The sequence below is a fragment of the Siccibacter turicensis LMG 23730 genome (assembly GCF_000463155.2).
Classification (GTDB): domain Bacteria; phylum Pseudomonadota; class Gammaproteobacteria; order Enterobacterales; family Enterobacteriaceae; genus Siccibacter; species Siccibacter turicensis.
The window spans coordinates 109,071-132,888 of record NZ_AWFZ01000030.1 but is presented as its reverse complement, the minus strand read 5'-3'; the positions used below and the strand labels follow the sequence as shown (position 1 = coordinate 132,888).

Annotated in this window: 23 protein-coding genes and 1 pseudogene; 16 read left to right on the top strand and 8 right to left on the bottom strand. The window is 59.5% G+C overall.

All coding sequences use genetic code 11. The features are described 5' to 3' along the window. Positions 1–122: 122 nt before the first annotated feature. Genes osmF through DW58_RS10220 form a run of 4 tightly spaced genes read left to right on the top strand, consistent with a single transcriptional unit; the run spans position 123 to position 3,872 of the window. Positions 123–1,034, top strand: a complete 912-nt coding sequence (gene osmF, locus DW58_RS10235) for a glycine betaine ABC transporter substrate-binding protein OsmF (RefSeq protein WP_024550977.1) — start codon at positions 123–125, stop codon at positions 1,032–1,034. Between the two features lie 16 nt (positions 1,035–1,050). Beyond that, the gene (locus tag DW58_RS10230) at positions 1,051–2,208 is read left to right on the top strand and encodes an ABC transporter permease (RefSeq protein ID WP_024562504.1); all 1,158 of its coding nucleotides are present in this window, start codon (positions 1,051–1,053) and stop codon (positions 2,206–2,208) included. Further along, entirely contained in the window at positions 2,201–3,157 is a 957-nt protein-coding gene (locus DW58_RS10225) for an ABC transporter ATP-binding protein (RefSeq protein ID WP_024562503.1), read from the top strand. Before DW58_RS10230 ends, DW58_RS10225 begins: the two co-directional genes overlap by 8 nt. Next, positions 3,141–3,872, top strand: a complete 732-nt coding sequence (locus DW58_RS10220) for an ABC transporter permease (RefSeq protein ID WP_024550037.1) — start codon at positions 3,141–3,143, stop codon at positions 3,870–3,872. Before DW58_RS10225 ends, DW58_RS10220 begins: the two co-directional genes overlap by 17 nt. On the opposite strand, the gene DW58_RS20910 is transcribed toward DW58_RS10220, so the two are convergent. Together DW58_RS20910 and DW58_RS10215 are read right to left on the bottom strand one after the other, a co-directional pair. Then, entirely contained in the window at positions 3,850–3,960 is a 111-nt protein-coding gene (locus tag DW58_RS20910; RefSeq protein ID WP_024550036.1) for a protein YohO, read from the bottom strand. The genes DW58_RS10220 and DW58_RS20910 overlap by 23 nt on opposite strands. Before the next feature lie 59 nt (positions 3,961–4,019). Further along, on the bottom strand, positions 4,020–4,748 hold the full coding sequence (locus DW58_RS10215) for a MerR family transcriptional regulator (protein ID WP_024550035.1): 729 nt from the start codon (positions 4,746–4,748) through the stop codon (positions 4,020–4,022). Positions 4,749–4,900: 152 nt separating this feature from the next. Here DW58_RS10215 and DW58_RS10210 point away from each other — a divergent pair, with 152 nt between their 5' ends. Further along, positions 4,901–5,377 carry a YehS family protein gene (locus DW58_RS10210; RefSeq protein ID WP_024550034.1) on the top strand — a complete coding sequence of 159 codons (477 nt, stop codon included), beginning with the start codon at positions 4,901–4,903 and terminating at the stop codon, positions 5,375–5,377. 54 nt (positions 5,378–5,431) lie between these two features. Here the strand turns inward: DW58_RS10210 and metG are convergent, their stop codons facing one another. After that, a complete protein-coding gene (gene metG, locus DW58_RS10205; protein WP_024550033.1) occupies positions 5,432–7,465 on the bottom strand; it encodes a methionine--tRNA ligase in 2,034 nt (677 codons plus the stop codon). Positions 7,466–7,745: 280 nt separating this feature from the next. On the opposite strand from metG, the gene DW58_RS10200 reads away from it, so the two are divergent. The 6 genes from DW58_RS10200 to DW58_RS10175 all read left to right on the top strand — a co-directional run bounded on the left by DW58_RS10200 (position 7,746) and on the right by DW58_RS10175 (position 14,334). Then, positions 7,746–8,258, top strand: coding sequence for a hypothetical protein (locus DW58_RS10200; protein WP_024550032.1), 513 nt, complete (start codon positions 7,746–7,748; stop codon positions 8,256–8,258). Next, positions 8,218–8,556 carry a putative T6SS immunity periplasmic lipoprotein gene (locus DW58_RS10195; protein WP_024550031.1) on the top strand — a complete coding sequence of 113 codons (339 nt, stop codon included), beginning with the start codon at positions 8,218–8,220 and terminating at the stop codon, positions 8,554–8,556. Before DW58_RS10200 ends, DW58_RS10195 begins: the two co-directional genes overlap by 41 nt. Positions 8,557–8,689: 133 nt before the next feature. Continuing rightward, the gene (apbC, locus tag DW58_RS10190; RefSeq protein ID WP_024550030.1) at positions 8,690–9,799 is read left to right on the top strand and encodes an iron-sulfur cluster carrier protein ApbC; all 1,110 of its coding nucleotides are present in this window, start codon (positions 8,690–8,692) and stop codon (positions 9,797–9,799) included. A gap of 189 nt (positions 9,800–9,988) precedes the next feature. Beyond that, entirely contained in the window at positions 9,989–11,677 is a 1,689-nt protein-coding gene (locus DW58_RS10185; protein WP_024550029.1) for a sensor histidine kinase, read from the top strand. Further along, positions 11,671–12,390, top strand: a complete 720-nt coding sequence (gene btsR, locus DW58_RS10180) for a two-component system response regulator BtsR (RefSeq protein ID WP_024550028.1) — start codon at positions 11,671–11,673, stop codon at positions 12,388–12,390. The genes DW58_RS10185 and btsR overlap by 7 nt, the downstream gene beginning before the upstream one ends. Positions 12,391–12,534: 144 nt before the next feature. Next, positions 12,535–14,334, top strand: a complete 1,800-nt coding sequence (locus DW58_RS10175) for a carbon starvation CstA family protein (protein ID WP_024550027.1) — start codon at positions 12,535–12,537, stop codon at positions 14,332–14,334. A gap of 66 nt (positions 14,335–14,400) precedes the next feature. Here the strand turns inward: DW58_RS10175 and DW58_RS10170 are convergent, their stop codons facing one another. Next, entirely contained in the window at positions 14,401–14,826 is a 426-nt protein-coding gene (locus DW58_RS10170; RefSeq protein ID WP_024550026.1) for a GNAT family N-acetyltransferase, read from the bottom strand. A 353-nt stretch (positions 14,827–15,179) separates the two neighbouring features. Here DW58_RS10170 and DW58_RS10165 point away from each other — a divergent pair, with 353 nt between their 5' ends. The 3 genes from DW58_RS10165 to DW58_RS10155 are packed head-to-tail and all read left to right on the top strand — an operon-like array spanning position 15,180 to position 18,788. Then, positions 15,180–15,857 (top strand): vWA domain-containing protein, encoded by a 678-nt coding sequence (locus DW58_RS10165; RefSeq protein ID WP_024550025.1) that lies wholly within the window; start codon positions 15,180–15,182, stop codon positions 15,855–15,857. 4 nt (positions 15,858–15,861) lie between these two features. Next, the gene (locus DW58_RS10160; protein ID WP_024550024.1) at positions 15,862–16,626 is read left to right on the top strand and encodes a PP2C family serine/threonine-protein phosphatase; all 765 of its coding nucleotides are present in this window, start codon (positions 15,862–15,864) and stop codon (positions 16,624–16,626) included. Further along, positions 16,623–18,788: a helix-hairpin-helix domain-containing protein gene (locus tag DW58_RS10155; protein WP_024550023.1), complete on the top strand. Its 2,166-nt coding sequence runs from the start codon at positions 16,623–16,625 to the stop codon at positions 18,786–18,788. The genes DW58_RS10160 and DW58_RS10155 overlap by 4 nt, the downstream gene beginning before the upstream one ends. A gap of 25 nt (positions 18,789–18,813) precedes the next feature. Here the strand turns inward: DW58_RS10155 and DW58_RS10150 are convergent, their stop codons facing one another. Next, complete coding sequence (locus DW58_RS10150; RefSeq protein ID WP_024550022.1) at positions 18,814–19,143, bottom strand: RcnB family protein; 330 nt, start codon at positions 19,141–19,143, stop codon at positions 18,814–18,816. Positions 19,144–19,700: 557 nt separating this feature from the next. Here DW58_RS10150 and DW58_RS10145 point away from each other — a divergent pair. After that, positions 19,701–20,936 carry an MFS transporter gene (locus tag DW58_RS10145; RefSeq protein WP_024562486.1) on the top strand — a complete coding sequence of 412 codons (1,236 nt, stop codon included), beginning with the start codon at positions 19,701–19,703 and terminating at the stop codon, positions 20,934–20,936. Between the two features lie 133 nt (positions 20,937–21,069). Here DW58_RS10145 and DW58_RS10140 read toward each other — a convergent pair whose 3' ends face one another. From DW58_RS10140 to DW58_RS10135, 3 genes are read right to left on the bottom strand one after another with little or no spacing between them, the layout of a single operon-like run. Then, positions 21,070–21,504, bottom strand: coding sequence for a hypothetical protein (locus tag DW58_RS10140; protein ID WP_035885503.1), 435 nt, complete (start codon positions 21,502–21,504; stop codon positions 21,070–21,072). Positions 21,505–21,506: 2 nt separating this feature from the next. Beyond that, positions 21,507–21,875, bottom strand: a complete 369-nt coding sequence (locus DW58_RS20095; protein ID WP_071789219.1) for a tlde1 domain-containing protein — start codon at positions 21,873–21,875, stop codon at positions 21,507–21,509. Further along, complete coding sequence (locus tag DW58_RS10135; protein WP_024547707.1) at positions 21,875–22,369, bottom strand: Hcp family type VI secretion system effector; 495 nt, start codon at positions 22,367–22,369, stop codon at positions 21,875–21,877. Before DW58_RS10135 ends, DW58_RS20095 begins: the two co-directional genes overlap by 1 nt. 276 nt (positions 22,370–22,645) lie before the next feature. Here DW58_RS10135 and DW58_RS20905 point away from each other — a divergent pair. Continuing rightward, positions 22,646–23,409 (top strand): annotated as a pseudogene (locus DW58_RS20905) (integrase core domain-containing protein). Positions 23,410–23,818 lie beyond the last annotated feature (409 nt).

Here is a 23,818-nt window from a genome sequence, read left to right as displayed (position 1 = left end):
CCTTCCGTAGCGCTACATAGCACATCCCGTTGAATTAGCGAGGCGCGTCGCAAAGATATCGACTACGCTTTTTTCGTAAGCCCATGAACCGGGCCGGAAAATAATGAGGAACGAGCATGACAATGCCAGTGTGGAAACTTGCGCCGCTGTTTGCGGGGCTGATGGTGGTGGGCGTCGCGCAGGCCGCCGATCCGGTGAAAGTGGGCTCGAAAATCGATACCGAAGGGGCGCTGCTGGGCAACATCATTCTTCAGGTGCTGGAGAGCCACGACGTCAAAACCGTCAATAAAGTGCAGCTCGGCACCACGCCGGTAGTTCGCGGGGCGATCACCTCCGGCGAACTGGATATCTATCCGGAATACACCGGCAACGGCGCGTTCTTCTTTAAGCTGGAGAACGATCCTGCCTGGAAAAACGCGCAGCAGGGCTATGAGAAAGTGAAGCAGCTCGACGCGCAGCAGAACAAGCTGGTGTGGCTGACGCCAGCCCCGGCAAACAATACCTGGACCATAGCCGTGCGTCAGGACCTGGCGCAGAAAAACAAACTCGCCTCGCTTGAGGATCTCGGCCGCTACCTGAAAGAGGGCGGTGAATTCAAACTGGCGGCCTCTGCGGAGTTTATCGAACGCGCCGATGCGCTACCGGCCTTCGAAAAAGCCTACGGTTTTACGCTCAGTCAGGACCAGATGCTCTCCCTGGCCGGTGGGGATACCGCCGTAACCATTAAGGCCGCCGCCCAGCAGACCTCCGGGGTAAACGCCGCGATGGCCTACGGCACTGACGGCCCGGTTGCAGCGCTGGGTCTGCAAACCCTGACCGACCCGAAAGGCGTGCAGCCTATCTACGCCCCGACGCCGGTGGTGCGTGAAGCGGTACTCAAACAGTACCCGGAGATGGAGAGCTGGCTGAAGCCGGTGTTTGCCAGCCTGGATGAGCAAACCCTGCAAAAACTGAACGCCAGCATCGCCGTTGAGGGGCTGGATGCGAAGAAAGTGGCGAGCGACTACCTGAAGCAGAAAGGGTTTGTGAAGTAAGCCAAAGGATTTTTGCGTGCCGATACGTTGTTATAACCGGGTGCTGTTGCTGCTGCTGATCGTCATGGCAGCAGCTACCCTGTTGCCCTTTATTACGCTTGCACCTAACCGGCTGGTGTCCGGCATACCGCAGCCCCTGACCGACATCGCGCCGGCTGCCCTCTGGCAGCCGGCGCTGCTGTGGGCGGTTCTGGCTGCGCTGGCGTTTCTTCCGGGACGCTGGCCGCTGGCCGCCACGCTGTTGGTGAGCGAAGCCCTGTTTGCGCTGTTGCTGTGGTGGAGCGGCCATGCCGCCCAGCAGCTTATTGCCACCAGCGGCCCCGTGGCGCGCGCGTCGGTGGGCAGCGGGCAGTGGCTGCTGCTGGCCCTGACGCTGCTGATGTTCAGCGATGCGGCACAGCGCCTTATCTCCTCGGGACTGGGGCGGGTCCTCCTCCATTTACAGCTGTTAATCATCCCGGTGGCGATGCTGCTCGCCGGCTGGTTTGATTCCCTGTCGCTGCTGAAAGAGTATGCGAACCGGCAGGAGGTGTTTCACGATGCCTTCGGCCAGCATCTGACCCTGCTGTTCGGGACGCTGATCCCGGCGCTCCTCATCGGGATAACCCTCGGCCTGTGGTGTCATCGCCGTCCGGGCGTGCAACCCTCGGTCTTCGCCGTTCTCAATGTGATTCAGACTGTGCCCTCGGTGGCGCTGTTCGGGCTGCTGATGGTGCCGCTCTCCGGGCTGGCGAGCGCGCTGCCGCTGCTGGGGCAGTGGGGCATTTCCGGTATCGGTCTGGCCCCTGCGCTGATCGCCCTGGTGCTCTACGCGCTGCTGCCGCTGGTGCGCGGCGTGGTGGCCGGTCTGGCCCAGGTACCGCGCGACGTGCTGGAGAGCGCCCGCGCCATGGGCATGTCCAGCCGCCAGATCTTCGTGAAAGCCCAGGTGCCGCTGGCGCTGCCCGTGCTGCTGCGCAGCCTGCGGGTGGTGGCGATCCAGACCGTGGGGATGGCGGCGATTGCCGCGCTTATCGGCGCCGGCGGATTTGGCGCGCTGGTATTCCAGGGGCTGCTCAGCAGCGCGCTGGATCTGGTGCTGCTGGGGGTGATCCCGGTGATCGCCCTGGCCGTGGCGATGGACGCACTCTTCAACCTTGTTATCGCCGCGCTGGAGGCAAAACACCATGATTGAGTTTGACCAGGTGAGTAAGGTCTATGGCGGCAGAGCCGCGGTGGATAACGTCTCGCTGCGCTTCAACGAAGGGGCGTTCACCGTGCTTATCGGCACCTCCGGCTCCGGGAAATCCACCACGCTGAAAATGATTAACCGGCTGGTAGAGCATGGCAGCGGGCGCATCCTGCTCTCGGGAAAACCGATCCGCGACTATCCCCTCCAGGCGCTGCGGCGTCAGATGGGTTACGCCATTCAGTCCATCGGGCTGTTTCCCCACTGGACGGTGGCGCAGAATATCGCCACCGTGCCGGCGCTGCTGAAGTGGCCGAAAGCGCGCATCGCGGCGCGCATCGACGAGCTGCTGGCTCTGCTGGGCCTCGACCCGGCGCAGTTTCGCGGGCGCTATCCCCATGAGCTCTCCGGCGGGCAACAGCAGCGCGTCGGCGTGGCCCGTGCCCTGGCGGCGGACCCGGCGGTGCTGCTGATGGATGAGCCCTTTGGCGCGCTCGACCCGGTGACGCGCGCCGCGCTTCAGCAGGAGATGCGCCGCATACACCAGCTGCTGGGCCGCACCATCGTGCTGGTCACCCACGACATCGACGAAGCGCTCCAGCTGGCTGACCATCTGGTGCTGATGGATAACGGCCGCGTGGTGCAGCAGGGCACGCCGCTGCAGCTGCTGACCCAGCCGGAAAATGCCTTCGTGCGCGATTTCTTTGGCCGCAGCGAGCTGGGCGTGCGGCTGCTTTCGCTGCGCACCGTCGGGGAGTACCTGCGCCCCGACGAGCGCCTGAGCGGGGAAGGGGTGGTCGCCCACCTGACGCTGCGTGAAGCGCTGTCGCACTTCGTTGAGCGCCAGTGCGATCGCCTGCCGGTGGTGACCGGAGAGGGTGAGGCGTGCGGCGTCCTGCACTTCCGGGATCTGCTGGAGAATATGCCGGAGGCGAACCGTGCGCCTGCTCCGTGATCCGCTCCTGTGGCTGGCGGCGGTGTTTATCGGCCTGCTGGTGGCGATGCCGCACAGCGAGGCGCTGTTTCACTGGCTGTTTCCCCAGCAGCCGCGCCCGGTCTACCTTCAGGAAACCTTCATCAACCTGGCGCTGGCGCACCTGTGGCTGGTGGCGATCTCGAGCGTGGCGGCGGTCGCGATCGGCGTGGGGCTTGGGATCGTCGTAACCCGTCCCTGGGGCCGCGAGTTTCGCACCCTGGTGGAAACCGTGGTGGCAGCCGGGCAAACCTTCCCGCCGGTGGCGGTGCTGGCAGTGGCGGTGCCGGTGATGGGGTTTGGCCGTGAGCCGGCGCTGATTGCGCTGACGCTGTATGGTCTCCTGCCGGTAGTGCAGGGGACGCTGGCCGGGCTGAGCGCGGTGCCGGAGGGGGCAAAAGAGGTGGCGACCGGGATAGGTATGAGCCGCTGGCAGCAGCTCTATAAAGTGGAGCTTCCGCTGGCGGCACCGGTGATTCTGGCGGGGGTACGGACCTCGGTGATCATTAACATTGGCACCGCGACCATCGCCTCAACGGTGGGCGCCAGCACCCTCGGCACGCCGATTATTATCGGTCTGAGCGGCTTTAACACCGCCTATGTGATGCAGGGGGCGCTGCTGGTGGCCCTGCTGGCCATTATTGTCGATCGGGGGTTTGAACGGTTACTGCGGCTTATGACCCGGCATGTAAGATAACGGTGTAGCCCGCCAGCATGACGCCGCCGATACCGCCGATTGCCATCACCAGCATGCCCGTTACCACGGCGACTTTCGTTAATTTCATGGTGTGCTCCTTATTCAGTCGGGGGATTATACGGGTAACCGGTGTACAAATGCACCCGTTTAACCCAGCAGGCTGACCGGCAGGCCTTCCTGCTGCCAGGCGAGGATCTGATTTTTCTGCAGCGCGGTGGGCTCCTCGCCGCACCACACCAGCAGCGTCTGACCCGGAAACAGCTCCGGGCGCAGCTGGACGAGCGGATGCGCCAGTACATCGCAGCGCCAGCCCTGTTCTAACGCCACCCAGGCTTCGAGCCACAGCCGCGTCGCATCGCCGCTGTTCCAGCCGACGAGTAGCGCATCGCGCCCGGCTTTCCGGCGTGCCAGCGCGAGGCTGATGGCGACATGGGCAATCAGCGCCCCGTCAAGCAGGCTCAGCATGCTGGCCAGCGCGCTTTGCTGGCCGTGCAGACGGCGACGCAGCGGCACAAACAGGTGTTTCACCAGCGCCTGGGCGTCATGCTGCTGGCAGATCTCCGCAAGCCAGCTGCGCAGTACCGCCGGGTTGCCCAGCTGGAGCTGCTGCATCAGCACCGCCTGATGATCGTGCCAGCCGCTTTGCTGGTCATCGGCCTCTTCATTGAGCAGCGCTTTCACTTTGCTGACCTGAACACCGCCCTCTATCCAGCGCTTAATCTGATGAATGCGCTCGATATCCTCCTCGGTAAAGAGGCGATGCCCACCGTCGGTACGCTGAGGTTTGAGTAATCCATAACGCCGTTGCCAGGCACGCAGCGTTACCGGGTTGACATTGCACAACTCTGCCACTTCCCCAATTGTGTAAAATGTCATCTCTTCTCTCTGACCTTACTGGTTCCCCGTTAAATGTAGCCGCGATATATCGTCACTGGAAGCCTCGCGCGGGTTTTGTGCTGAATCTCACACGGCATGGCGACGCTGAAAGTGATACACTGCGCGACCGCAATGATAAAACTTAAGACGCCATGCTGAATAACGATATTTTACGTAGCCTGCGCTACACCCTCAAAACCAACAACCAGGGTCTGGTGCGCATTCTGGCGCTTGCCGAGGTTGAGGCGACGCCTGCGCAGATCGATATCTGGATGAAGAAAGAAGAGGAAGAGGGCTTCCAGCGTTGCCCCGATATCATTCTTTCAAGTTTTCTCAACGGACTGATCTACGACAAACGTGGTCGGGACGAAGGCGCTGCGCCGCTGACCGCCGAGCGCCGCATCAATAACAACATCGTGCTGAAAAAGCTGCGCATTGCGTTCTCCCTGAAAACCGACGACATCCTGGCCATCCTCACCGAGCAGCAGTTCCGCGTCTCAATGCCGGAGATCACCGCCATGATGCGCGCCCCGGACCATAAAAACTTCCGTGAATGCGGCGACCAGGTCCTGCGCTACTTCCTGCGCGGGCTGGCGGCGCGTCATAACGTGAAAAGCGCTGGCGTGTAGCCAGCCGCGCCGGACCGCGACGTAAAAAAACGCCCTCATGCGAGGGCGTTTTGCTTATTTGACCTGCTGACCTGGCTGCGCGCCGCTGTCCGGGCTCAGCAGGAAGATATCCTTCCCGCCGGGGCCGGCGGCCATCACCATGCCTTCCGAGATACCAAAGCGCATCTTACGCGGTGCGAGGTTCGCTACCATCACCGTCAGGCGGCCAATCAGCGCCTGCGGCTCCGGATAGGCGGAGCGGATGCCGGAGAACACGTTGCGCTTCTCGCCGCCGAGATCCAACGTTAAACGCAGCAGCTTGTCGGAGCCGTCAACGAACTCGGCGTTTTCAATCAGCGCCACGCGCAGATCGATTTTGGCGAAGTCATCAAAGCTGATGGTGTCCTGAATCGGATCGTCCGCCAGCGGACCGGTCGCCGGTGCCGCAGCGGCCTTCACTTCCTCTTTAGACGCCTCGACCAGGGAGTCGACCTGCTTCATGTCGATACGGTTGTAGAGCGCCTTGAAGGTGTTGACCTTGTGGCCGAGCAGCGGCTGCTGGATAGCATCCCAGCTCAGTTCGGTGTTGAGGAACGCTTCGGCGCGGGCAGCCAGCTGCGGCAGCACCGGCTTCAGCCAGGTCATCAGCACGCGGAACATATTCAGGCCCATGGTGCAGATAGCCTGCAGCTCGGCATCGCGGCCTTCCTGCTTCGCCACCACCCACGGGGCTTTCTCGTCCACGTAGCGGTTCGCCACGTCGGCAAGCGCCATGATTTCACGCACCGCTTTGCCAAACTCGCGGCTCTCCCAGGCGTCGCCGATGGAGGCTGCCGCATCGGTAAAGGTCTGGTACAGCGCCGGGTCGGCGAGTTCAGCGGCGAGTTCGCCGTCAAAACGTTTGGCGATGAAGCCCGCGTTGCGCGACGCCAGGTTCACCACTTTGTTGACGATGTCGGCGTTCACGCGCTGCACGAAATCTTCCAGGTTAAGGTCGATATCGTCGATGCGCGACGAGAGCTTGGCGGTGTAGTAGTAGCGCAGGCTGTCGGCGTCGAAGTGATTGAGCCAGGTGCTGGCTTTGATAAAGGTGCCGCGCGATTTGGACATCTTCGCGCCGTTCACCGTCACGTAGCCGTGAACAAACAGGTTAGTTGGCTTGCGGAAACCGCTGCCTTCCAGCATGGCCGGCCAGAACAGGCTGTGGAAGTAGACGATGTCCTTGCCGATAAAGTGATACAGCTCGGCGTCGGAGTCTTTCTTCCAGTACAGGTCGAAGCTCTCGGTGTCGCCGCGCTTGTCGCACAGGTTTTTGAACGAGCCCATGTAGCCAATCGGCGCGTCCAGCCAGACGTAGAAGTATTTACCCGGCGCGTCAGGAATTTCAAAGCCGAAGTAAGGCGCATCGCGGGAGATGTCCCACTGCTGCAGCCCGGACTCGAACCACTCCTGCATTTTATTCGCGACCTGCTCCTGCAACGCGCCGCTGCGCGTCCAGGCCTGCAGCATGGCGCTGAAGGACGGCAGGTCGAAGAAGAAGTGTTCGGAGTCGCGCATTACCGGCGTGGCACCGGACACCACCGATTTCGGCTCGATTAGCTCGGTCGGGCTGTAGGTCGCGCCGCACACTTCGCAGTTATCGCCGTACTGATCCGGTGATTTACATTTCGGGCAGGTGCCTTTGACGAAACGGTCCGGCAGGAACATACCTTTTTCCGGATCGTAGAGCTGAGAGATGGTGCGGTTTTTAATAAAACCGTTCTCTTTCAGACGGGTGTAGATCAGCTCAGACAGCTCGCGGTTTTCGTCGCTGTGCGTCGAATGGTAGTTGTCGTAGCTGATGTCAAAGCCCGCGAAATCGGTCTGATGCTCCTGACTCATCTCACCGATCATCTGCTCCGGGGTGATACCGAGCTGCTGGGCTTTCAGCATGATCGGCGTACCGTGGGCGTCATCCGCGCAGATGAAATTGACCTGGTGGCCGCGCATTCGCTGGTAACGGACCCAGACATCAGCCTGGATGTGCTCCAGCATGTGGCCTAAGTGGATGGAGCCGTTGGCGTACGGCAGTGCGCACGTTACCAGAATCTTTTTCGCGACTTGAGTCATAGTGAGTATTACGTCTTCTGTGGCAAATGGGGGGGGTAATAGTACCCGAATCCACCCGTGTTGAGTACCGCGAGGCGGTAAAAGCCGGGAAAAAGTCGATCGGGACGCATGCGCTGACACGAAGGCGTCAGAAGGGGGGGTTAGGGTCTCTCTGAGCGTTAATCAAAAAACACGCGGCATTCTGAATTTATAGCGAACACAGCGATAAAAAATGTATTCCCGAACCCGACCGACTCAAAATGGCGTGACGGTATGTCGCCGCACTGAGCAGGGCAAATCAATGTATTCAAGGGCATTAACCCAGGGCGAGATACGTCTCGGGCAACAGGCATTTGGGCAGTCAATTAATTACCGTGCGGTCACGCTCTTCAGAGGGAGTTACTTGCCGTTCGGTTTGCAGAACTCCAATACGGCAATGGCGCCGGACGGTAATATATATTTCATTAATGATTATCACCCAGACTTTTCAGTATCATCGTTGAACGCAAAACATTTATTTATTCATGAAATGATGCACGTCTGGCAGCACCAGCATGGTTACGCCGTGAGGACACGCGGAATGTTTTCTGGCTTCAGAAGTTACTATTACGATCTCGATAATCTGCCTTTGCACGCTTATCCTCTCGAGCAACAGGCATGCATTATCGCTGATTACTGGCTACTGATGCAGACGACCCTTCAGCAATGGGCTATCTATAAAAAATACCTCGGGTCATTCTCATTCTCGGATAAAAAAAGCGTGGTTGCCAAATATGAAAAGGTTATTAGCGGTTTCCCTGCTGGCGCTTTTTAGCGTGACCGGGTGTACTCAGGATCGCGCGACATTCGATCGCACCGGTAATATAAATATCGTTAAGGGTGATGTCTGCCTCTATACCCGTGATGCCGAGCCGGGCGATGCGTTTACCCAGTACGCTATTTATCCCATCGAGGAAATGAATCCTGAGCGGCACGCGATTATGTTGCCGGCTTACCGGGCGTGCCTGCCGAACCGCAACTATGAATCGGGGAAAACCTGGGCCGCGGAGTACATCCTGATGAAACCCGGCGGGGCGCTGCGCAGATATTCGGTTGAGTTTATTGCCCCCTGACAGCCCGCTGCGCCGGGGTTCAGAGCACATCCCGCCAAAGCACGCCGGGCGTTTAATGTCGTCTAACGCCCCCCGACTCTGGTATGATTCTCAGACTTCAATTTTTTAACATCAGAACAACAAAGGAGTCGGGATGAGTTCGCAATCCCAGGCCAGATCCCCGGAAGCCCTGCGCGCCATGGTCGCCGGTACACTGGCAAATTTTCAGCACCCAACGCTTAAGCACAACCTCACCGCGCTGAAAGCGCTGCACCACGTCGCCTGGATGGACGACACCATCCACATTGAACTGGTGATGCCGTTTGCCTGGCGCACCGCGTTCGAAGAACTTAAAGAGCAGTGCAGCGCCGATCTGCTGCGCATCACCGGGGCGAGCGCGATTGACTGGAAGCTGTCGCACAGTATCGCCACCCTGAAGCGCGTGAAGAACCAGCCCGGCGTCAACGGCGTGAAAAACATCATCGCCGTCAGCTCCGGTAAAGGCGGGGTCGGGAAATCCTCCACGGCGGTAAACCTGGCGCTGGCCCTGGCTGCGGAAGGCGCGAAGGTCGGTATCCTCGATGCGGATATCTACGGCCCGTCAATTCCGACCATGCTTGGCACCGAAAACCAGCGTCCGACTTCACCAGACGGCACGCGGATGGCGCCAATCGAGGTGCACGGTCTTGCAACCAACTCCATTGGTTATCTGGTTACCGATGATAACGCCATGGTGTGGCGCGGCCCGATGGCCAGCAAAGCCCTGCTCCAGCTGCTGCAGGAAACCATGTGGCCGGATCTGGATTACCTGGTGCTCGACATGCCGCCGGGCACCGGCGACATCCAGCTGACGCTGGCGCAGAACATCCCGGTTACCGGCGCGGTGGTGGTCACCACCCCGCAGGACATCGCCCTGATTGACGCCCGCAAAGGCATGGTGATGTTCGAGAAGGTGGAAGTCCCGGTGCTGGGCGTGGTGGAAAACATGAGCATGCACATCTGCAGCAACTGCGGTTTCCACGAGCCGATTTTCGGCACGGGCGGTGCCGAGAAGCTGGCGCAGCAGTACCACACCACGTTGCTTGGTCAGCTGCCGCTGCACATTCAGCTGCGTGAAGATCTCGATGCCGGTACCCCCACCGTGGTGCACCGTCCGGACAGCGAGTTCACGGCGATCTACCGCCAGCTGGCAGGCCGCGTCGCCGCTCAGCTCTACTGGCAGGGGGAAGTTATCCCCGGTGAGATCGCCTTCCGCGCGGTCTGATCCTAAGCCCGGTTCGCGGGTTGCAGACAAACCCGGTCCTCCTTGTGGGCCGGGTTTTTTTATATCTGTTAAGTTGATTCCGAACTGCGCATTTCGCGCCGCGCATTCGACACTTTTTTGTGCATCTTCAAGGAAAGCCCACCTGACGCTGCGTATCGTACGCGCTTTTCACTCCCGCGCGGTGTCGATATGTACGAGTTTACGCTGGTGTTGTTGCTGCTACAGCAGATGTGCGTGTTTTTGGTCATCGCCTGGCTGATGAGCAAAACGCGGCTGTTTATTCCGCTGATGCAGGTCTCGGTGCGCCTGCCGCACAAGCTGCTGTGCTATGTCACGTTCTCTATCTTCTGCATTCTCGGCACCTATTTCGGGCTGCACATTGATGACTCCATCGCCAACACTCGGGCCATTGGCGCGGTGATGGGCGGCCTGCTGGGCGGGCCGGTAGTCGGCGGTCTGGTGGGGTTGACCGGCGGGCTGCACCGCTACGCCCTGGGCGGGATGACCGCCGTAAGCTGTATGGTTTCGACCATTGTGGAAGGGCTGCTTGGTGGCCTGGTGCACAGCCTGCTGTTGCGGCGGGGGCGCAGCGACCGGCTGTTCGACCCGTTCACCGCGGGTATCGTCACCTTTATCGCCGAACTGGTGCAGATGGCGATTATTCTGCTTATCGCCCGGCCCTGGCATGAGGCGTTGCTGCTGGTGGAAAGCATTGCCGCACCGATGATCGTCACCAATACCGTCGGCGCGGCGCTGTTTATGCGTATTCTGCTCGATAAGCGCGCCATGTTTGAAAAATATACCTCGGCGTTTTCCGCGACCGCGCTGAAGGTCGCCGCCTCCACCGAAGGGATACTGCGGCTCGGCTTTAACGAAGAGAACAGCGCCCGGGTGGCGGAGGTGATCTGGAAAGCGCTCAACGTCGGCGCGGTGGCCATCACCGACTGCGACAAGCTGCTGGCGTTTACCGGCATCGGCGACGATCACCATCTGCCGGGGCGGCCCATCGCCTCAGACTACACGCTGCGCGCCCTGCAAACCGGGGAGGTGGTCTATGCCGACGGCAATGAAGTGCCGTACCGCTGCTCACTGCACCCGCACTGCAAGCTCGGTTCGACGCTGGTGATCCCGCTGTACGGCGAGAACCAGCGCGTCATTGGCTCCATCAAGCTGTATGAGGCCCGCAACCGTCTGTTCAGCTCCATCAACCGCACGCTGGGGGAGGGCATCGCCCAACTGCTGTCGGCGCAGATCCTCGCCGGGCAATATGAGCGGCAGAAAGCCCTGCTCACCCAGTCGGAAATCAAACTGCTGCACGCCCAGGTCAATCCGCACTTCCTGTTTAACGCGCTCAATACGCTGATGGCGGTGATCCGCCGCGACAGCGATCAGGCGGGCCAGCTGGTGCAGTATCTCTCGACGTTCTTTCGCAAAAACCTGAAGCGCCCCTCGGAGGTGGTGACCCTCGCCGACGAGATCGAGCACGTCAACGCCTACCTGCAAATTGAGAAGGCGCGCTTTCAGTCGCATCTTCAGGTGGATCTTGCTCTGCCGGCGGCGCTGGGCCATCTCTGCCTGCCGGCGTTTACCCTTCAGCCGATCGTGGAGAACGCCATCAAACACGGCACATCGCAGATGCTGGAAACCGGGAAAATCACCCTGCGCGCCCACTGCGACGAGGAGCAGCTGGTGATCGAAATCGAAGACAACGCCGGCCTGTACCAGCCGGCTTCCACCGGTGGTGGGCTGGGCATGAGCCTGGTGGAGAAACGGCTACGCGCCCGCTTCGGCGAACGCTGCGCCATGACGATACGCTGCGAACCGGCGCGTTTTACTCGCATTACGCTGGCATTACCGAAAGTGGAGGCCCCATGTTAAAAGTGCTGCTGGTCGATGACGAGCCGCTGGCGCGTGAGAACCTGCGCGTGCTGCTGGCGGCGCACGCGGACGTTGAGATTGTCGGCGAGTGCGCCAACGCGGTGGAGGCCCTCAGCGCCGTCCACCGTCTGGCGCCTGACGTGCTGTTTCTCGACATTCAGATGCCGCGCATCTCGGGGCTGGAGATGGTCGGCATGCTCGACCCGCGTCACCGGCCCGGCATTGTGTTTCTCACCGCCTATGACGAGTACGCGGTAAAGGCGTTTGAGGAGCATGCGTTCGATTATTTGTTAAAGCCCATTGAGGCGGCGCGGCTGGAGAAAACCCTGACGCGTCTGCGAAGCGAGCGCACCCCGCAGGATGTGTCGCTGCTGCGCGAGGGCGAACAGCATCTGAAATACCTGCCCTGCACCGGACACAGCCGGATCTGGCTGCTGCCGCTTGAGGAGGTGGCCTTCGTCAGCAGCCGGCTGAGCGGCGTCTACGTCACCAGCCTGAGCGGGCAGGAGGGCTTTACCGAACTGACGCTGCGCACGCTTGAAACCCGGACGCCGCTGCTGCGCTGCCACCGGCAGTACCTGGTGAATCTGGCGCACCTCAATGAGATCCGCTTTGAAGAGAGCGGCCAGGCCGTACTGCTGCTGCGCGGCGGGCAGCGCATCCCGGTCAGCCGCCGCTACCTCAAGGGCCTCAAAGAGGCGCTGGGTCTGTAAGCCTCCTCAGCGATTACGCCGCCGCTGGGCGGCGTTTTTTAACCACTCACGCCGCTATGTGACCGCTCGGCCAGTTACTCCCCGCTCGTGTGACGCAGCCATGCCAGGATGACGCGATTTTTCTTCTCTCTGGAGCATTAAGCTATGTCACACGCACTGACGTTTGTAATAGCGACCCTGTGTATCCTCGCCATCTGCTATCGCCTCTACGGCGTGTTTTTCGTGCGTAAAGTGCTGAACGCCGATGACAGCGAGGTTACCCCGTCGCACGTCTACGAGGACGGTAAAGACTACGTCCCGACAAAAAAATGGGTGAATTTCGGTAGCCATTTTGCCGCTATCGCCGCTGCCGGTCCGCTGGTTGGCCCGGTGCTGGCCGCGCAGTACGGCTACTTCCCCGGTTTTCTCTGGCTGCTGGTGGGCTGCGTGGTGGGCGGAGCGGTACACGATACCGTGGTGCTGTTCGCCTCCATGAAGCATCAGGGCAAATCGCTGTCCGAAGTCGCCAAATCGGAACTCGGCGCGGTGGCCGGGTGGTGTACCGGGCTGGCGATGCTGTTCATTATCACCATCACCATGGCGGGCCTGTCGATGGTGGTGGTGCATGCCCTGGAGCGTAACCCCTGGGGTACCTTCGCGGTGTTTATGACCATTCCGGTGGCCATCGGCGTTGGGCTGTGGGAGCGCTTTACCGGCAGCATGCGCGGTGCCACCTGGGTGGGTATCCTGGTGATTTTCGCCTGCGTGATTGCCGGTCCGTCGATTCAGGCATCGGTGTTCGGCCAGTGGCTGAGCCTGCAAGCCTCCACCGTAAGCCTGCTGCTGCCGTTCTACGCCTTCTTCGCCACCGCGCTGCCGGTGTGGATGCTGCTGACGCCGCGCGGCTACCTGTCGAGCTTTATGAAAATCGGCGTGTTTGGCGCGCTGGTGATTGGCGTGGTGTTCATCAACCCGGAAATTCAGTTCCCGGCGGTGACCGGGTTTATTCACGGTAACGGCCCGGTGCTGGCCGGCCCGGTGTGGCCGTTTATCTCTATTACCATCGCCTGCGGGGCCATTTCAGGCTTCCATGCGTTTATCGGTTCCGGCACCACGCCGAAGCAGATCGACAAATGGAACGACATTCTGCCGGTCGCGTTTGGCGCTATGTGTGCGGAGTGCGTGGTGGGCGTGATGGCGCTTATTGCCGCCACCGCGCTGCATCCGGCGGACTACTTCGCCATCAACTCCGCTCCGCAGGTGTTTGCCGGGCTGGGAATGGACGTGGTCAACCTGCCGAAGCTGAGCGAGGAGATCGGTCTGGATCTGTACGGCCGTACCGGCGGTGCGGTCACGCTGGCGGTGGGCATGGCGGACATCTTCACCCGCATCCCGTGGTTCAGCCATCTTGCGTCCTACTTCTTCCAGTTTGTGGTGATGTTTGAAGCGGTGTTTATTTTGACCGCCGTGGACTCCGGCACCCGCGTGGCGCGCTACCTGCTCCAGGACTTCTTCGGCGATCTCTGGGCACCGCTCAAGCGCACGAACTGGATGCCGGGCGCGATTGGTTGCAGCATCGTCGCCTGCCTGCTGTGGGGCTATCTGCTTAACTCGGGTGACATCAACTCGGTGTGGGCGCTGTTCGGCGTCTCGAACCAGCTGATGGCGTCCATCGGCCTGATGATCGGTGCCACCATCATTCTGCGCCTCGGGAAAAAACGCTGGTACGTGCTGACCTGCCTGGTGCCGCTCTCCTACCTGTACGTTACCGTCAACTACGCCGCGTACTGGATGGTGAAGAACGTGTATTTCAACAGCGCGGCGAAGGGATTTAACGTCTTTAACGGCACCATCTCCATCATTATGGTGGCGCTGGGGCTGGCGATCATGGTGTCGTCGATTCACCGCTGGACTGTGCTCTGGCGCGCCCGCGCCGAGCCAGCCCAGGCGGAAGCGCTCTCCTGAGCCTGCTGCTGATCCCCTTCTCCTGTTACGGCCAGAGGCAACTCTGGCCTTTTTTATGCGCGGGGCTCACCCCAGCCGGTAGTGCATCAGCACATACTCGCCGTCCGGGGAATCGCCCGTGGCTTCGCTGTGCCAGCCGTGCCGCTGGTAAAACGCCAGCGCACGCTGGTTTCTCGCCAGGCACTTCAGCGCTCCGGTGCCGGTGAACTGCTTCTGAACGTGCTCCAGTAGCGCGCTGCCGATGCCGTGCCCCTGACACGCCGGGTCAATGAACAGGTTGTGCAGGAAATTCCCGTTCTGGTCGAGGGAGGCAAAACCGACGCGGTGGCCGTTTTCCAGCGCGACGTAAATCCGCTCGTTGCGCGTTGCCGCGTCAAAATCCTCCAGCTGCCAGTCGCTGCCGTCGAGCCAGGGCCAGGCTTCGCGTCGGGCGTGTAAATAGAGGGTGCGCAGAAAAGGGCGGTCGCTCTCCTGCCAGGGTCGAATCTCCACGTTAACTCCTTGTTTGTCTGCTTCTCTTTCAGTGTTAACGCCAATACGTAAACCCACAAGCCGCGCTGGCGAGAGGAGATAAATCCGTCCAAATGAATTTAGGTTAAGTGTCGCTAACAGGCAGTGAAAATACCTGAAATCACAGAAACTTGTCGCCTTAATGCAAATTATGGCTGCGGATTCAGTGAGTGGTTGATAACGCCGCGCTCAATTGGTATATCCATGGGGTTTGCGCCATAAACGATAACGGCTTCGCGTGATACGAAGGCGATTTGTCGCGCCAGCGTAGACGCCATACCGACGCAGCTCCGGTTGCGAAAGCGGTACATGCTAACGATCCATTGGGAGGGTAAATGACAGACTTTACGCAACAGCCGTTCGCGGACGCCGAGTTTCTTGATAATCCGCAGGCGCGCTGCCCCTGCATTCTGCTGCTGGACGTGTCGGCCTCGATGACCGGCGCGCCGATGGAGCAGCTGAACCAGGGGCTGCTGCACCTCCAGGAGGAGATCCAGAGCGACAGCCTCGCGGCGAAGCGCGTGGAGTTTGCCATCGTGACCTTCGGCCCGGTGAAAACCGAAGTGGATTTCACCAGTGCCACCCAGTTCTTCCCTCCGCATCTGGAAACCCAGGGCAACACGCCGATGGGCGAAGCGATCGAAACTGCGCTGCAGATGCTGAGCGAGCGCAAAGAGCGCTACCGCGCCAACGGCGTCAGCTTCTACCGGCCGTGGGTGTTTCTCATCACCGACGGTGCGCCGACCGACAGCTGGCAGCGCGCAGCGCAGCTGGTGCGCGAGGGCGAAGCGGCGAAGTCGTTCATGTTCTACGCCGTGGGCGTCGAAAATGCCGACATGTCAACGCTCTCCCAGATTGCCGTGCGCCATCCGCTCAAGCTTAAGGGCTTGCAGTTCAGCGAGTTCTTCCAGTGGTTGTCCAACTCCCTGAGCGCCATGTCGCGCTCCAATCCGGGCGAGCAAGTGCCGCTTGAGAACCCTACCGCGCCGGACGGCTGGGCCGTGGCCGGTTAAGCCGATGAAATGGTGCTACGCCTCGGCCTCTGCCATCGGCAGTTCACATCTGCGCAGCGGGACGCGTCTTCAGGATGCGCGCCGCTGCTTTGTCACGGACGACGTTGACGGCGCGCCCTGGTTCGTGGCTATCGTCTCTGACGGGGCCGGTTCGGCAAGCTTCGGCGGGCAGGGCGCATCGCTGGTGTGCCATACCCTGGGCCAGCTTGCCCGCGACTATCTGGCAGACCACGCCGCTGCGCCCGACGATGCCACGCTTAGCGGCTGGATAGCCCAGGTGCGCACCCGCATCGACGAGGCGGCCCGCGCACGGGCGCTGACCCCGCGCGACTTCGCCGCCACGCTGGTGATGCTGATGGTCAGCCCGGAAACGGTGCTGGTGGCGCACGTCGGTGACGGGGCGGTGGTCTGCCGGGAGAAAACCAGCGGTGAGTGGCGCGTCGCCAGTGCACCACAGCACGGGGAATATGCCTCCACCACATTCTTTATTACCGATGCCCCCGGGCCACGGGTGCGTTTCACCCGCCTGGCTAACGACTTCAGCGCCTTTGCGGCCTTCAGCGACGGCATTGAAAGCCTGGTGATCGACAGCGCCAGCGGGCGCGCCGCGCCGGGCTTCTTTACTCCGATGGCGCGACCGCTGGACAGCTCCCAGGCCACCGGCAACGATCTGGCGCTCAGCCGTAGCCTGACGCAGTTCCTCGCCAGCCCCCGGCTCAATGAACGTACCGACGACGATAAAACCCTGGTGATAGCGGTGAGCAAATGAGTCACGAGCCGCTCTACGCCAACGGACGGGCGTTGACCCTCGACAAGCGGGTAGGGAAAGGCGGGGAGGGGGAGGTGTTCTCCGTCAGCAATCTGCCGGGCTACGCGGTCAAACGCTACCTCAACGCCCTGGCCGCCGAGCGCGAACCGAAAATTCGCGCCCTTGTCGCCAGCCAGCTGGCCGATAGCGTTCCCACGGTGGCGTTCCCCTGCCAGGTGGTGGAGAACAAGCAGGGAAAGTTTGTCGGATTTTTGATGCGGCTGGTGGACAAGCACAAAGAGATCCACGAGCTGCAAACCCCCACCTCGCGGCAAAAACATTTTCCTAAGGCCGACTACCGCTTTATCGTGCGCGTGGCGCTGAACGTTGCCCGGGTGATGGCCCAGCTTCACGCGCAGGGCTGCGTGGTGGGCGACATCAACCAGCGCGGTATTCTGGTGTCGCCGGAAGCGACGGTGGTGCTGATCGATGCCGACAGTTTCCAGGTCAACGCGGGCGGACGCGACTGGCTGTGCGCCGTCGGCGTGCCGGAGTACACGCCCCCGGAGCTGCAGGGCAAAACCCTCAAAGCCATCGTTCGCACCGCGGATCACGACGCGTTCGGCCTGGCGGTCTGCCTGTTCCAGCTGCTGTGCATGGATCGTCATCCGTTCTCCGGGAGCTATACCGGGGAGGGCGAGATGCCGCTGGAGAAGGCGATCGAAGAGTTTCGCTTTGCCTACTCCGCCCGCGCGACCGGCATGGAGCCGCCGCCCGGCACCGTCCGGCTGAAGGACTTTCCCGCCAGCGTGCATCAGCTGTTTGAAGAGGCGTTCTCGCCGGCGAACGTCGGCAAACGTCCTGCCGCCGCCGACTGGGTCGCCGCGATGCAGGCGTTCGAAGGCGAGCTGCGCATGTGCAGCCGCAACAAGCTGCACCACTATGCGCGCCACGCTACGGAGTGTCCGTGGTGCCGCATGGAGAGCCGCTACGGCCGTCCGCTGTTCCTCAACAGCGACTACTCACGCATGCACCTGGCCGGTGGACAGCGGGATGCCCGTCACGGCCTGGTGCTTGACCTTGCGGCCCTGATGGCGGCGGTAAACGGCGTTCCGTTGCCGGGAGCAATCAGCGTGCCGCTCCCGCCGGTCAGCGCCGCACCGCCGCCCCAGGACAACGCCCGCCTGCTGCGCCTGAAACGCCGTGCGCTGCCGGTGGCGCGTGGGGTCGGCGCCGCACTGGTGCCGCTGGCCGCGCTGGGTGTTTATCTCGGTATGCCGTGGTTTTATGGGCTGGCGCTGGCCGCGCTCGGCCTGACGCCGCTCGGCGTGAAATTCAGTGCTGACCGCTACCTCGCGCGGCATCAGCAGTTGTGCGGCGAGATCGTGGCGCGCGTCGCGACCCTCCAGCAGGCGGCACCGCTAAGCCGGGCGATCAAAGTGAAAGCGGAGATTTACGAGGCGGTGGAGCAGTTCCGCCACCTCTCCACCGCTTTCAGCCAGCAGGCCGCGGAGTGGGACAGCGAGCGCCGCACAAAGCAGCTTGATGACCATCTGGTGCGCCAGCAGATCCGGCGCGCCACGCTGTCGCGGATTACCACCACCGACTGCGCGACCCTCGCCTCCTGGGGATTCACCACCGCGCTGGATATTAAGCAGCAGAACGTGCGCGTGGTGCCGGGCATTGGGCCGATTAAAAGCGCCAATCTGCACACCTGGCTTCAGGAGCTGGAGCGCGGCTTCAGCTATCGCAGCGCCTGGACCGCGGTGGATCACCATCAGGTGCGCACGCGCCAGAATGAGATCCTGATTAAGCAGCAGGGGATGGAGGAGCGCATCAAGAAAAGCCTCAGCGTTTTCCAGAGCCTGGCGCTGGAAACGGACCGCTGGAAAAACTCGGTAGACAGCGAGCTGACCGCGCTGTTTGCCCGGCTTGCCCAGTGCGAAGCGGATATCCGCTGTCTGGGGCTGAAGGTGCCGCCGCGCCCGCCGCTGAACCCGATTGCCGCCCCGACGCTGGCGTCGTTTCAACAGGCAGCGACCATCGCCCAGCCCGCGCCGGTGTTATGCCCGCGCTGTCAAAGCCCGATGGTGCGGCGCGTTGCGCGTCGCGGGCCGGGAAATGGCCGGGCCTTCTGGGGATGTGGACGCTATCCGGGATGTAACGGCACACGCCCGATCTAAGCGGGCGTGTGTGGAGGAGGGGCGATTAACGGTGGTAGAAGATATCGCCGTTGTAGGCCTTGAGGATTTTGCCTTCGGCGTCGGTGATCTGCACGTAGTTCCCGCCCATATAGGTCCAGCGCGCGCCGGCTTCCGGGGCCGGAAGATTACGCAGCTGCCATTTGGTGATGTTGTATTCGTCGGTCAGGTACATAGCGGGTACCCGGTCGCCAATATGGAACTGGGTAAAGTCGGCAACAAACTCCTTGATTTCGTAAGCATCAATACCCGTCGGCGCTACGCTCTGCGGTGCAGCAAAGGTTGATGACGCCAGCGTCAGCAGTGCGCCCATCAACAGCATTTTTGTTTTAGCCATGATATCTCCACGGTATGTTGGCTGTTTATTATTGTTAAACCCTTTCTAAGCGTTGCATCATCCGCGCCCGGCGTAAAGTCGGACAACCCCTGAATTGTTAGTAAACCCCCGTTTTTGTAACATAAATCAGCCAATTCCGGCCCGGCGTACCGGTACGCCGGCGGCGAAGCAGGAATAACCAGGCAGGCAATGTGACCCGTGGGGCGAGGCATGAGAAGCGCATCCCGTAATGGTAAACGGGACGTCGCCGCCGCACCGTCTGTGCAGCGTTAACACGCCGCGGAAGAAGAGGTGTGACATGTTGATTGATATTGGCATAATGTTTTTATCTTGTCAGATCGCCTGGAATCTACGCGCCATGGCGAAGAGCAGGAGTTCGCCCTGTCATTATTCTGACGACTCACCAGCCTGATTCAGGGCTTTTAACACGCAGCATCGGATCGCAGCTAAACCCGCTGATTGATGCGCCACCACCCCGTTACAGGAGAGTTCATGAAGGAGAGGCTCGGGTCCCAGGCCCTGTTCGCTGCCCGGCAAAACAATCGGGACGTGACGCCGTGAGCGCGACCCGCGCCCGGCGGGCATTCTACTATGCGCCGTTTCGCTATCTGTTTTTCGCCCGCCTGTTAACGGTACTCGGTAACGGCATCGCCCCCATCGCGCTGGCGTTTGCGGTGCTGGATATCGGCGGTTCGGCGGGGGATCTCGGCCTGGTGGTGGCGGCGCGCTCCATTTTTAACGTGGCGTTTTTGCTGATTGGCGGCGTGCTGGCCGACCGCTACTCGCGCAGCAAAGTGCTGGTGTGGTCGTCGGTCATTGCCGCGCTCTCTCAGGCGGTGGTGGCCTGGCTGGTGCTGGATGGCTCCGCCACCGTGGCCCTGCTGGCGCTGCTCGGGACCGTCAACGGCGCGGCTGCCGGCATCGCGCTACCCGCCTCGCAGGCGATGGTGCCCCAGACCGTGCCGGTCCACACCCTGCGTGAAGCCAATGCTTTTATTCAGCTGGGGATTAACGGCGGCACGGTGGTCGGCGCCTCGCTGGGCGGGATTCTGACAAGCCTGGTCGGGCCGGGCTGGGGGCTGGCGGTCGACGCGCTGGGCTTCCTGTGCGCCGCGCCGCTCTATCTGCTCACCCGGGCCAGCGCAACCCAGGTCGCCGACAGCCAGACCAACATCCTGCAGGACCTGCGCGACGGCTGGAAAGAGTTCATCGCCCGCAGCTGGGTATGGGGCATCGTGGTGCAGTTTACCATTATCAATGCGGCCTTCAGCGGTGTGACGATGATTGTCGGGCCCATCGTCGCCGACGCCTCGTTTGGCCGCTCCGGCTGGGGCTTTGCGCTGGCCGCGCAGGGCATTGGACTGATCGTCGGCTCGCTCATCGCCCTGCGCTGGAAGCCGCGCCGCGACCTCTATATTGGCGTGCTGCTGGTGGCCTTCTGCGCCCTGCCAATGGTTGTATTAAGCCAGCATCCCTCGACGCCCGCGCTGATGGGGGCCTTCTTTGTGGCGGGCGTTGGCTTCGGGCAGTTTGGCGTGGTGTGGGCGCACTCTCTGCAAACCCATATCCCACCGGAGAAGCTGGCCCGGGTCTACGCCTGGGACGCCATCGGTTCGTTTGTTGCTATCCCCATCGGCGAGCTGGCCGCCGGGCCGCTGACCCTGCACTTCGGCATTACCGGCGTGCTGCTGGCCTGCGCCGCCGCGGTGGTCATCGCCACCCTGGCAGCCGCCTGTATCCCGTCTATTCGCCGGCATGAGAATGGCGTGGTGGTGCGTAGGGAAGGGGGGTGAGTGCGGCAATCCTGCACCCCATACCTGAGCATTGGTAATCGTGGGGAACTGAATGACACCGGGCCGCGAGCGCGCTATTAAGAAAGTTGCCCTGTTGGAGGCGTTCAAGTGGGGCGTTGCAGCCCCATGAGCATTAGAACTCTCTTGATAACGTGATATACCCATTAAATCGGATTGAGCATTCATCGGCACTGATGATACTGGAAGCGATAAAGACATCTTTCTTTTTGTCTTTATTGATATACGTGTACTTTGCGGTGAGCGACTGCGTATTATTGCCATAATAACTCGTGAAATAATCCTTTTCTGGTAGCGTGGCTTTACCTTTATCTATTGCATCCGCATGATCAAAAGTAGCCAGTGATTTAGCATAGCGTTCAGATACGACGGATTTATCAATTACCTCTACTGTAGTTTGATTGCGTTGGACTGTAGAGGTATCAATATTTAACTCTTTTGCGACAGAATTAAACAGAGTCGACTCCATAGACAAGCCAACAGATTCGCATCCTGCGTATGAGATAGCAGAGATTGCAGCCAGGGTTACAATTAACAATTGTCTGAACATTCTTAATCTTCCACTACCAGCGTTTTATCACGGCTGGCGTTAATGATTTTTCGATAGGGTAAGTTAAGGATGATGCACCCATCAGATGCTTCACCGGGGTGTGCTGCACTCTCACCATGGATCATAAAACCATCACGTCCACACATTTGATTTGTACCATATGGCGTAAGTCTCATGGTCCATGCTCTGGTTCTACGATGGTAGAAAGCCGGGCCGATAGTGTAAGTGCCTCGAGGAAGTGGGCCATTATCTTTTACACACTCATTAGCAGAATCATTTTTATATCCAGGTCTTCCAGCATAGTTAGCGTCAAACTGATACGTTCCATCGAGATAAAAACGATGCGTGCTGACTTTATAAACCCATGTCATTATGCCGTCTCCTCATTGCCATTCCATAAATCAGAATGAATTATATTTCCATCAAGGTAGTGCCAGATGATTTTTTCATATGCTAAATAGAGAGCTTCAAGATGGTTATGCTTTTCAAATACGGGATTTTTTATGTCGAACATGAAAGGCTCGATTTCATTTATCCTGACGTTGTTCATTGTTACACGGAAATATTCTTCTTCCTGCCCGTTGTAATTTACACGGTAAAACTTCAATACGGCTTGTTTAAACTTTCTGCCAGATGATACGCCTTGATAGAGGTAAGGGGATGCACAATCGAATTCTTTAATTAGTGCATAATCTCCATGCTGGCGCTTACTGGTGAGCTTTCCCGTATTGTCGTCCATGGGTAACTCTACATTATGCATAAGCTCTACAATCTCTATAGAACCCTCTCTGCCATGCAGATCCACACTACCCTTAACCTGATTTCCTGCATCATCGGTAAGCCAAAGATACACAGGTATTGCCATATAAAGTCCCTCTTGCTTGTATGGGTATGGAACCACAATCGTACGCCTGTCTGAATGTGAACGGGAGGCGTTTTCCCATGTAACTTTCTGAAATTATTGCGTCTTAAGTTAAATCGTGTCTGGTGTTAGTATTAATACCATCCGTCAGCCAGATGTAGTGATAACGGGAAGGGAACACAGGAACGATGAAGATTCAGAGAATAGTTGACCTGCTCCCCACTGATTAATACATACCGATGTTAGTAATGTCTTCATAAGCCACACGAAGACATCCCTATGAAGAAGCGTTTTTCCGACGAACAGAGCATCTGTATTCTCCGCGAGGCTGAAGCCGGGGTTTCTGCCCGTGAGCTGTGCCGTAAGCACGCCATTTCCGACGCCATCTTTCATAGCTGGCGCAAGAAGTGTGACGGTATGGAGGTGCCCGAGGTTAAGCGCCTGAAGCCGCTTGAGGAAGAGAACACCAGACTTAATAAGCTGCCTGCCGAAGCCATGCTGGATGAGGAGGCCCTTCAGGTGGCTCTGGGGCGAAAGTACTGACGACAGACCAGAAGCGGGAAGCCGTTGAGTTTATGTGTAATGCGACCGGTCTGTCGCAACGTCGGGCAGGTCTGTCCCTGTCGACCTGGCGCTATGAGGCTCAGCGTCCAGCGGCTGATGCACATTTATCAGGGCGTATCACAGAACTGGCACTCGAACGAATACGTTTTGGCGATAAGAACTGACCAGAGGCCGGAGTTTACCTGCCGCGCACTTGAACAATGGGCTTTGAGCCTGGTGTTGAGTTGCGCTTAATCCAGCCGGGCAAGCCAACGCAGCATGGATTTATTGAGAGCGTTAACGGACGATTTCGCGATGAATGTCTGAATGAGCACTGGTTCAGCGATATCGTTCACGCCAGGAAAATCGTTAATGACTGGCGGCAGGATTATAACGAGTATCGTCCACATTCGGCACTGAATTATCAGACGTCATCAGAGTTTGCAGCACGGTGGCGGAATGGGAAATGTGAAGGTAAACAAACCGACATTACTTACTGATGGTGGTACCTGGTACTGGGGGCAGGTCAGATGGTATTGATTGGGAGTGAATAAAATAGCCAAGTTCTGCGCTTGGCTATTTAGTTTATTTTCGTTAAATAAATGATGGCAAATAAAATACTGATAACATCATGAATAGAAAAATAATACTGACGATGGAAAGGCGCACTTTTACACGTAACCAATCGGTGTACTGATTAGGAAGTTCTTTAATGAATCGAATTTGTTCATTATCCATTCCTCGCGTATGGAATGAGTTTTCTTTAAAGTATAATGCTTTAATAAAGAATGCATCACGCATAAACGAGAAAAAGAACCCCCCGTCCTGATAAATTAAAACCTCAACTGGCCTTGCTCCAAATTTTTCAACAAATAGCGAACAGAGAGTAATGAATTTATTTTTCGAAAT

Excerpts from the sequence above, each read along its gene's own strand:
- osmF (WP_024550977.1), top strand. The coding sequence starts at position 123 with ATGCCAGTGTGGAAACTTGCGCCGCTGTTTGCGGGGCTGATGGTGGTG.
- DW58_RS10225 (WP_024562503.1), top strand. The coding sequence starts at position 2,201 with ATGATTGAGTTTGACCAGGTGAGTAAGGTCTATGGCGGCAGAGCCGCG.
- DW58_RS20910 (WP_024550036.1), bottom strand. The coding sequence starts at position 3,960 with ATGAAATTAACGAAAGTCGCCGTGGTAACGGGCATGCTGGTGATGGCA.
- DW58_RS10215 (WP_024550035.1), bottom strand. The coding sequence starts at position 4,748 with ATGACATTTTACACAATTGGGGAAGTGGCAGAGTTGTGCAATGTCAAC.
- DW58_RS10210 (WP_024550034.1), top strand. The coding sequence starts at position 4,901 with ATGCTGAATAACGATATTTTACGTAGCCTGCGCTACACCCTCAAAACC.
- metG (WP_024550033.1), bottom strand. The coding sequence starts at position 7,465 with ATGACTCAAGTCGCGAAAAAGATTCTGGTAACGTGCGCACTGCCGTAC.
- DW58_RS10200 (WP_024550032.1), top strand. The coding sequence starts at position 7,746 with ATGTATTCAAGGGCATTAACCCAGGGCGAGATACGTCTCGGGCAACAG.
- DW58_RS10195 (WP_024550031.1), top strand. The coding sequence starts at position 8,218 with ATGAAAAGGTTATTAGCGGTTTCCCTGCTGGCGCTTTTTAGCGTGACC.
- apbC (WP_024550030.1), top strand. The coding sequence starts at position 8,690 with ATGAGTTCGCAATCCCAGGCCAGATCCCCGGAAGCCCTGCGCGCCATG.
- DW58_RS10185 (WP_024550029.1), top strand. The coding sequence starts at position 9,989 with ATGTACGAGTTTACGCTGGTGTTGTTGCTGCTACAGCAGATGTGCGTG.
- btsR (WP_024550028.1), top strand. The coding sequence starts at position 11,671 with ATGTTAAAAGTGCTGCTGGTCGATGACGAGCCGCTGGCGCGTGAGAAC.
- DW58_RS10175 (WP_024550027.1), top strand. The coding sequence starts at position 12,535 with ATGTCACACGCACTGACGTTTGTAATAGCGACCCTGTGTATCCTCGCC.
- DW58_RS10165 (WP_024550025.1), top strand. The coding sequence starts at position 15,180 with ATGACAGACTTTACGCAACAGCCGTTCGCGGACGCCGAGTTTCTTGAT.
- DW58_RS10160 (WP_024550024.1), top strand. The coding sequence starts at position 15,862 with ATGAAATGGTGCTACGCCTCGGCCTCTGCCATCGGCAGTTCACATCTG.
- DW58_RS10155 (WP_024550023.1), top strand. The coding sequence starts at position 16,623 with ATGAGTCACGAGCCGCTCTACGCCAACGGACGGGCGTTGACCCTCGAC.
- DW58_RS10150 (WP_024550022.1), bottom strand. The coding sequence starts at position 19,143 with ATGGCTAAAACAAAAATGCTGTTGATGGGCGCACTGCTGACGCTGGCG.
- DW58_RS10140 (WP_035885503.1), bottom strand. The coding sequence starts at position 21,504 with ATGTTCAGACAATTGTTAATTGTAACCCTGGCTGCAATCTCTGCTATC.
- DW58_RS20095 (WP_071789219.1), bottom strand. The coding sequence starts at position 21,875 with ATGACATGGGTTTATAAAGTCAGCACGCATCGTTTTTATCTCGATGGA.
- DW58_RS10135 (WP_024547707.1), bottom strand. The coding sequence starts at position 22,369 with ATGGCAATACCTGTGTATCTTTGGCTTACCGATGATGCAGGAAATCAG.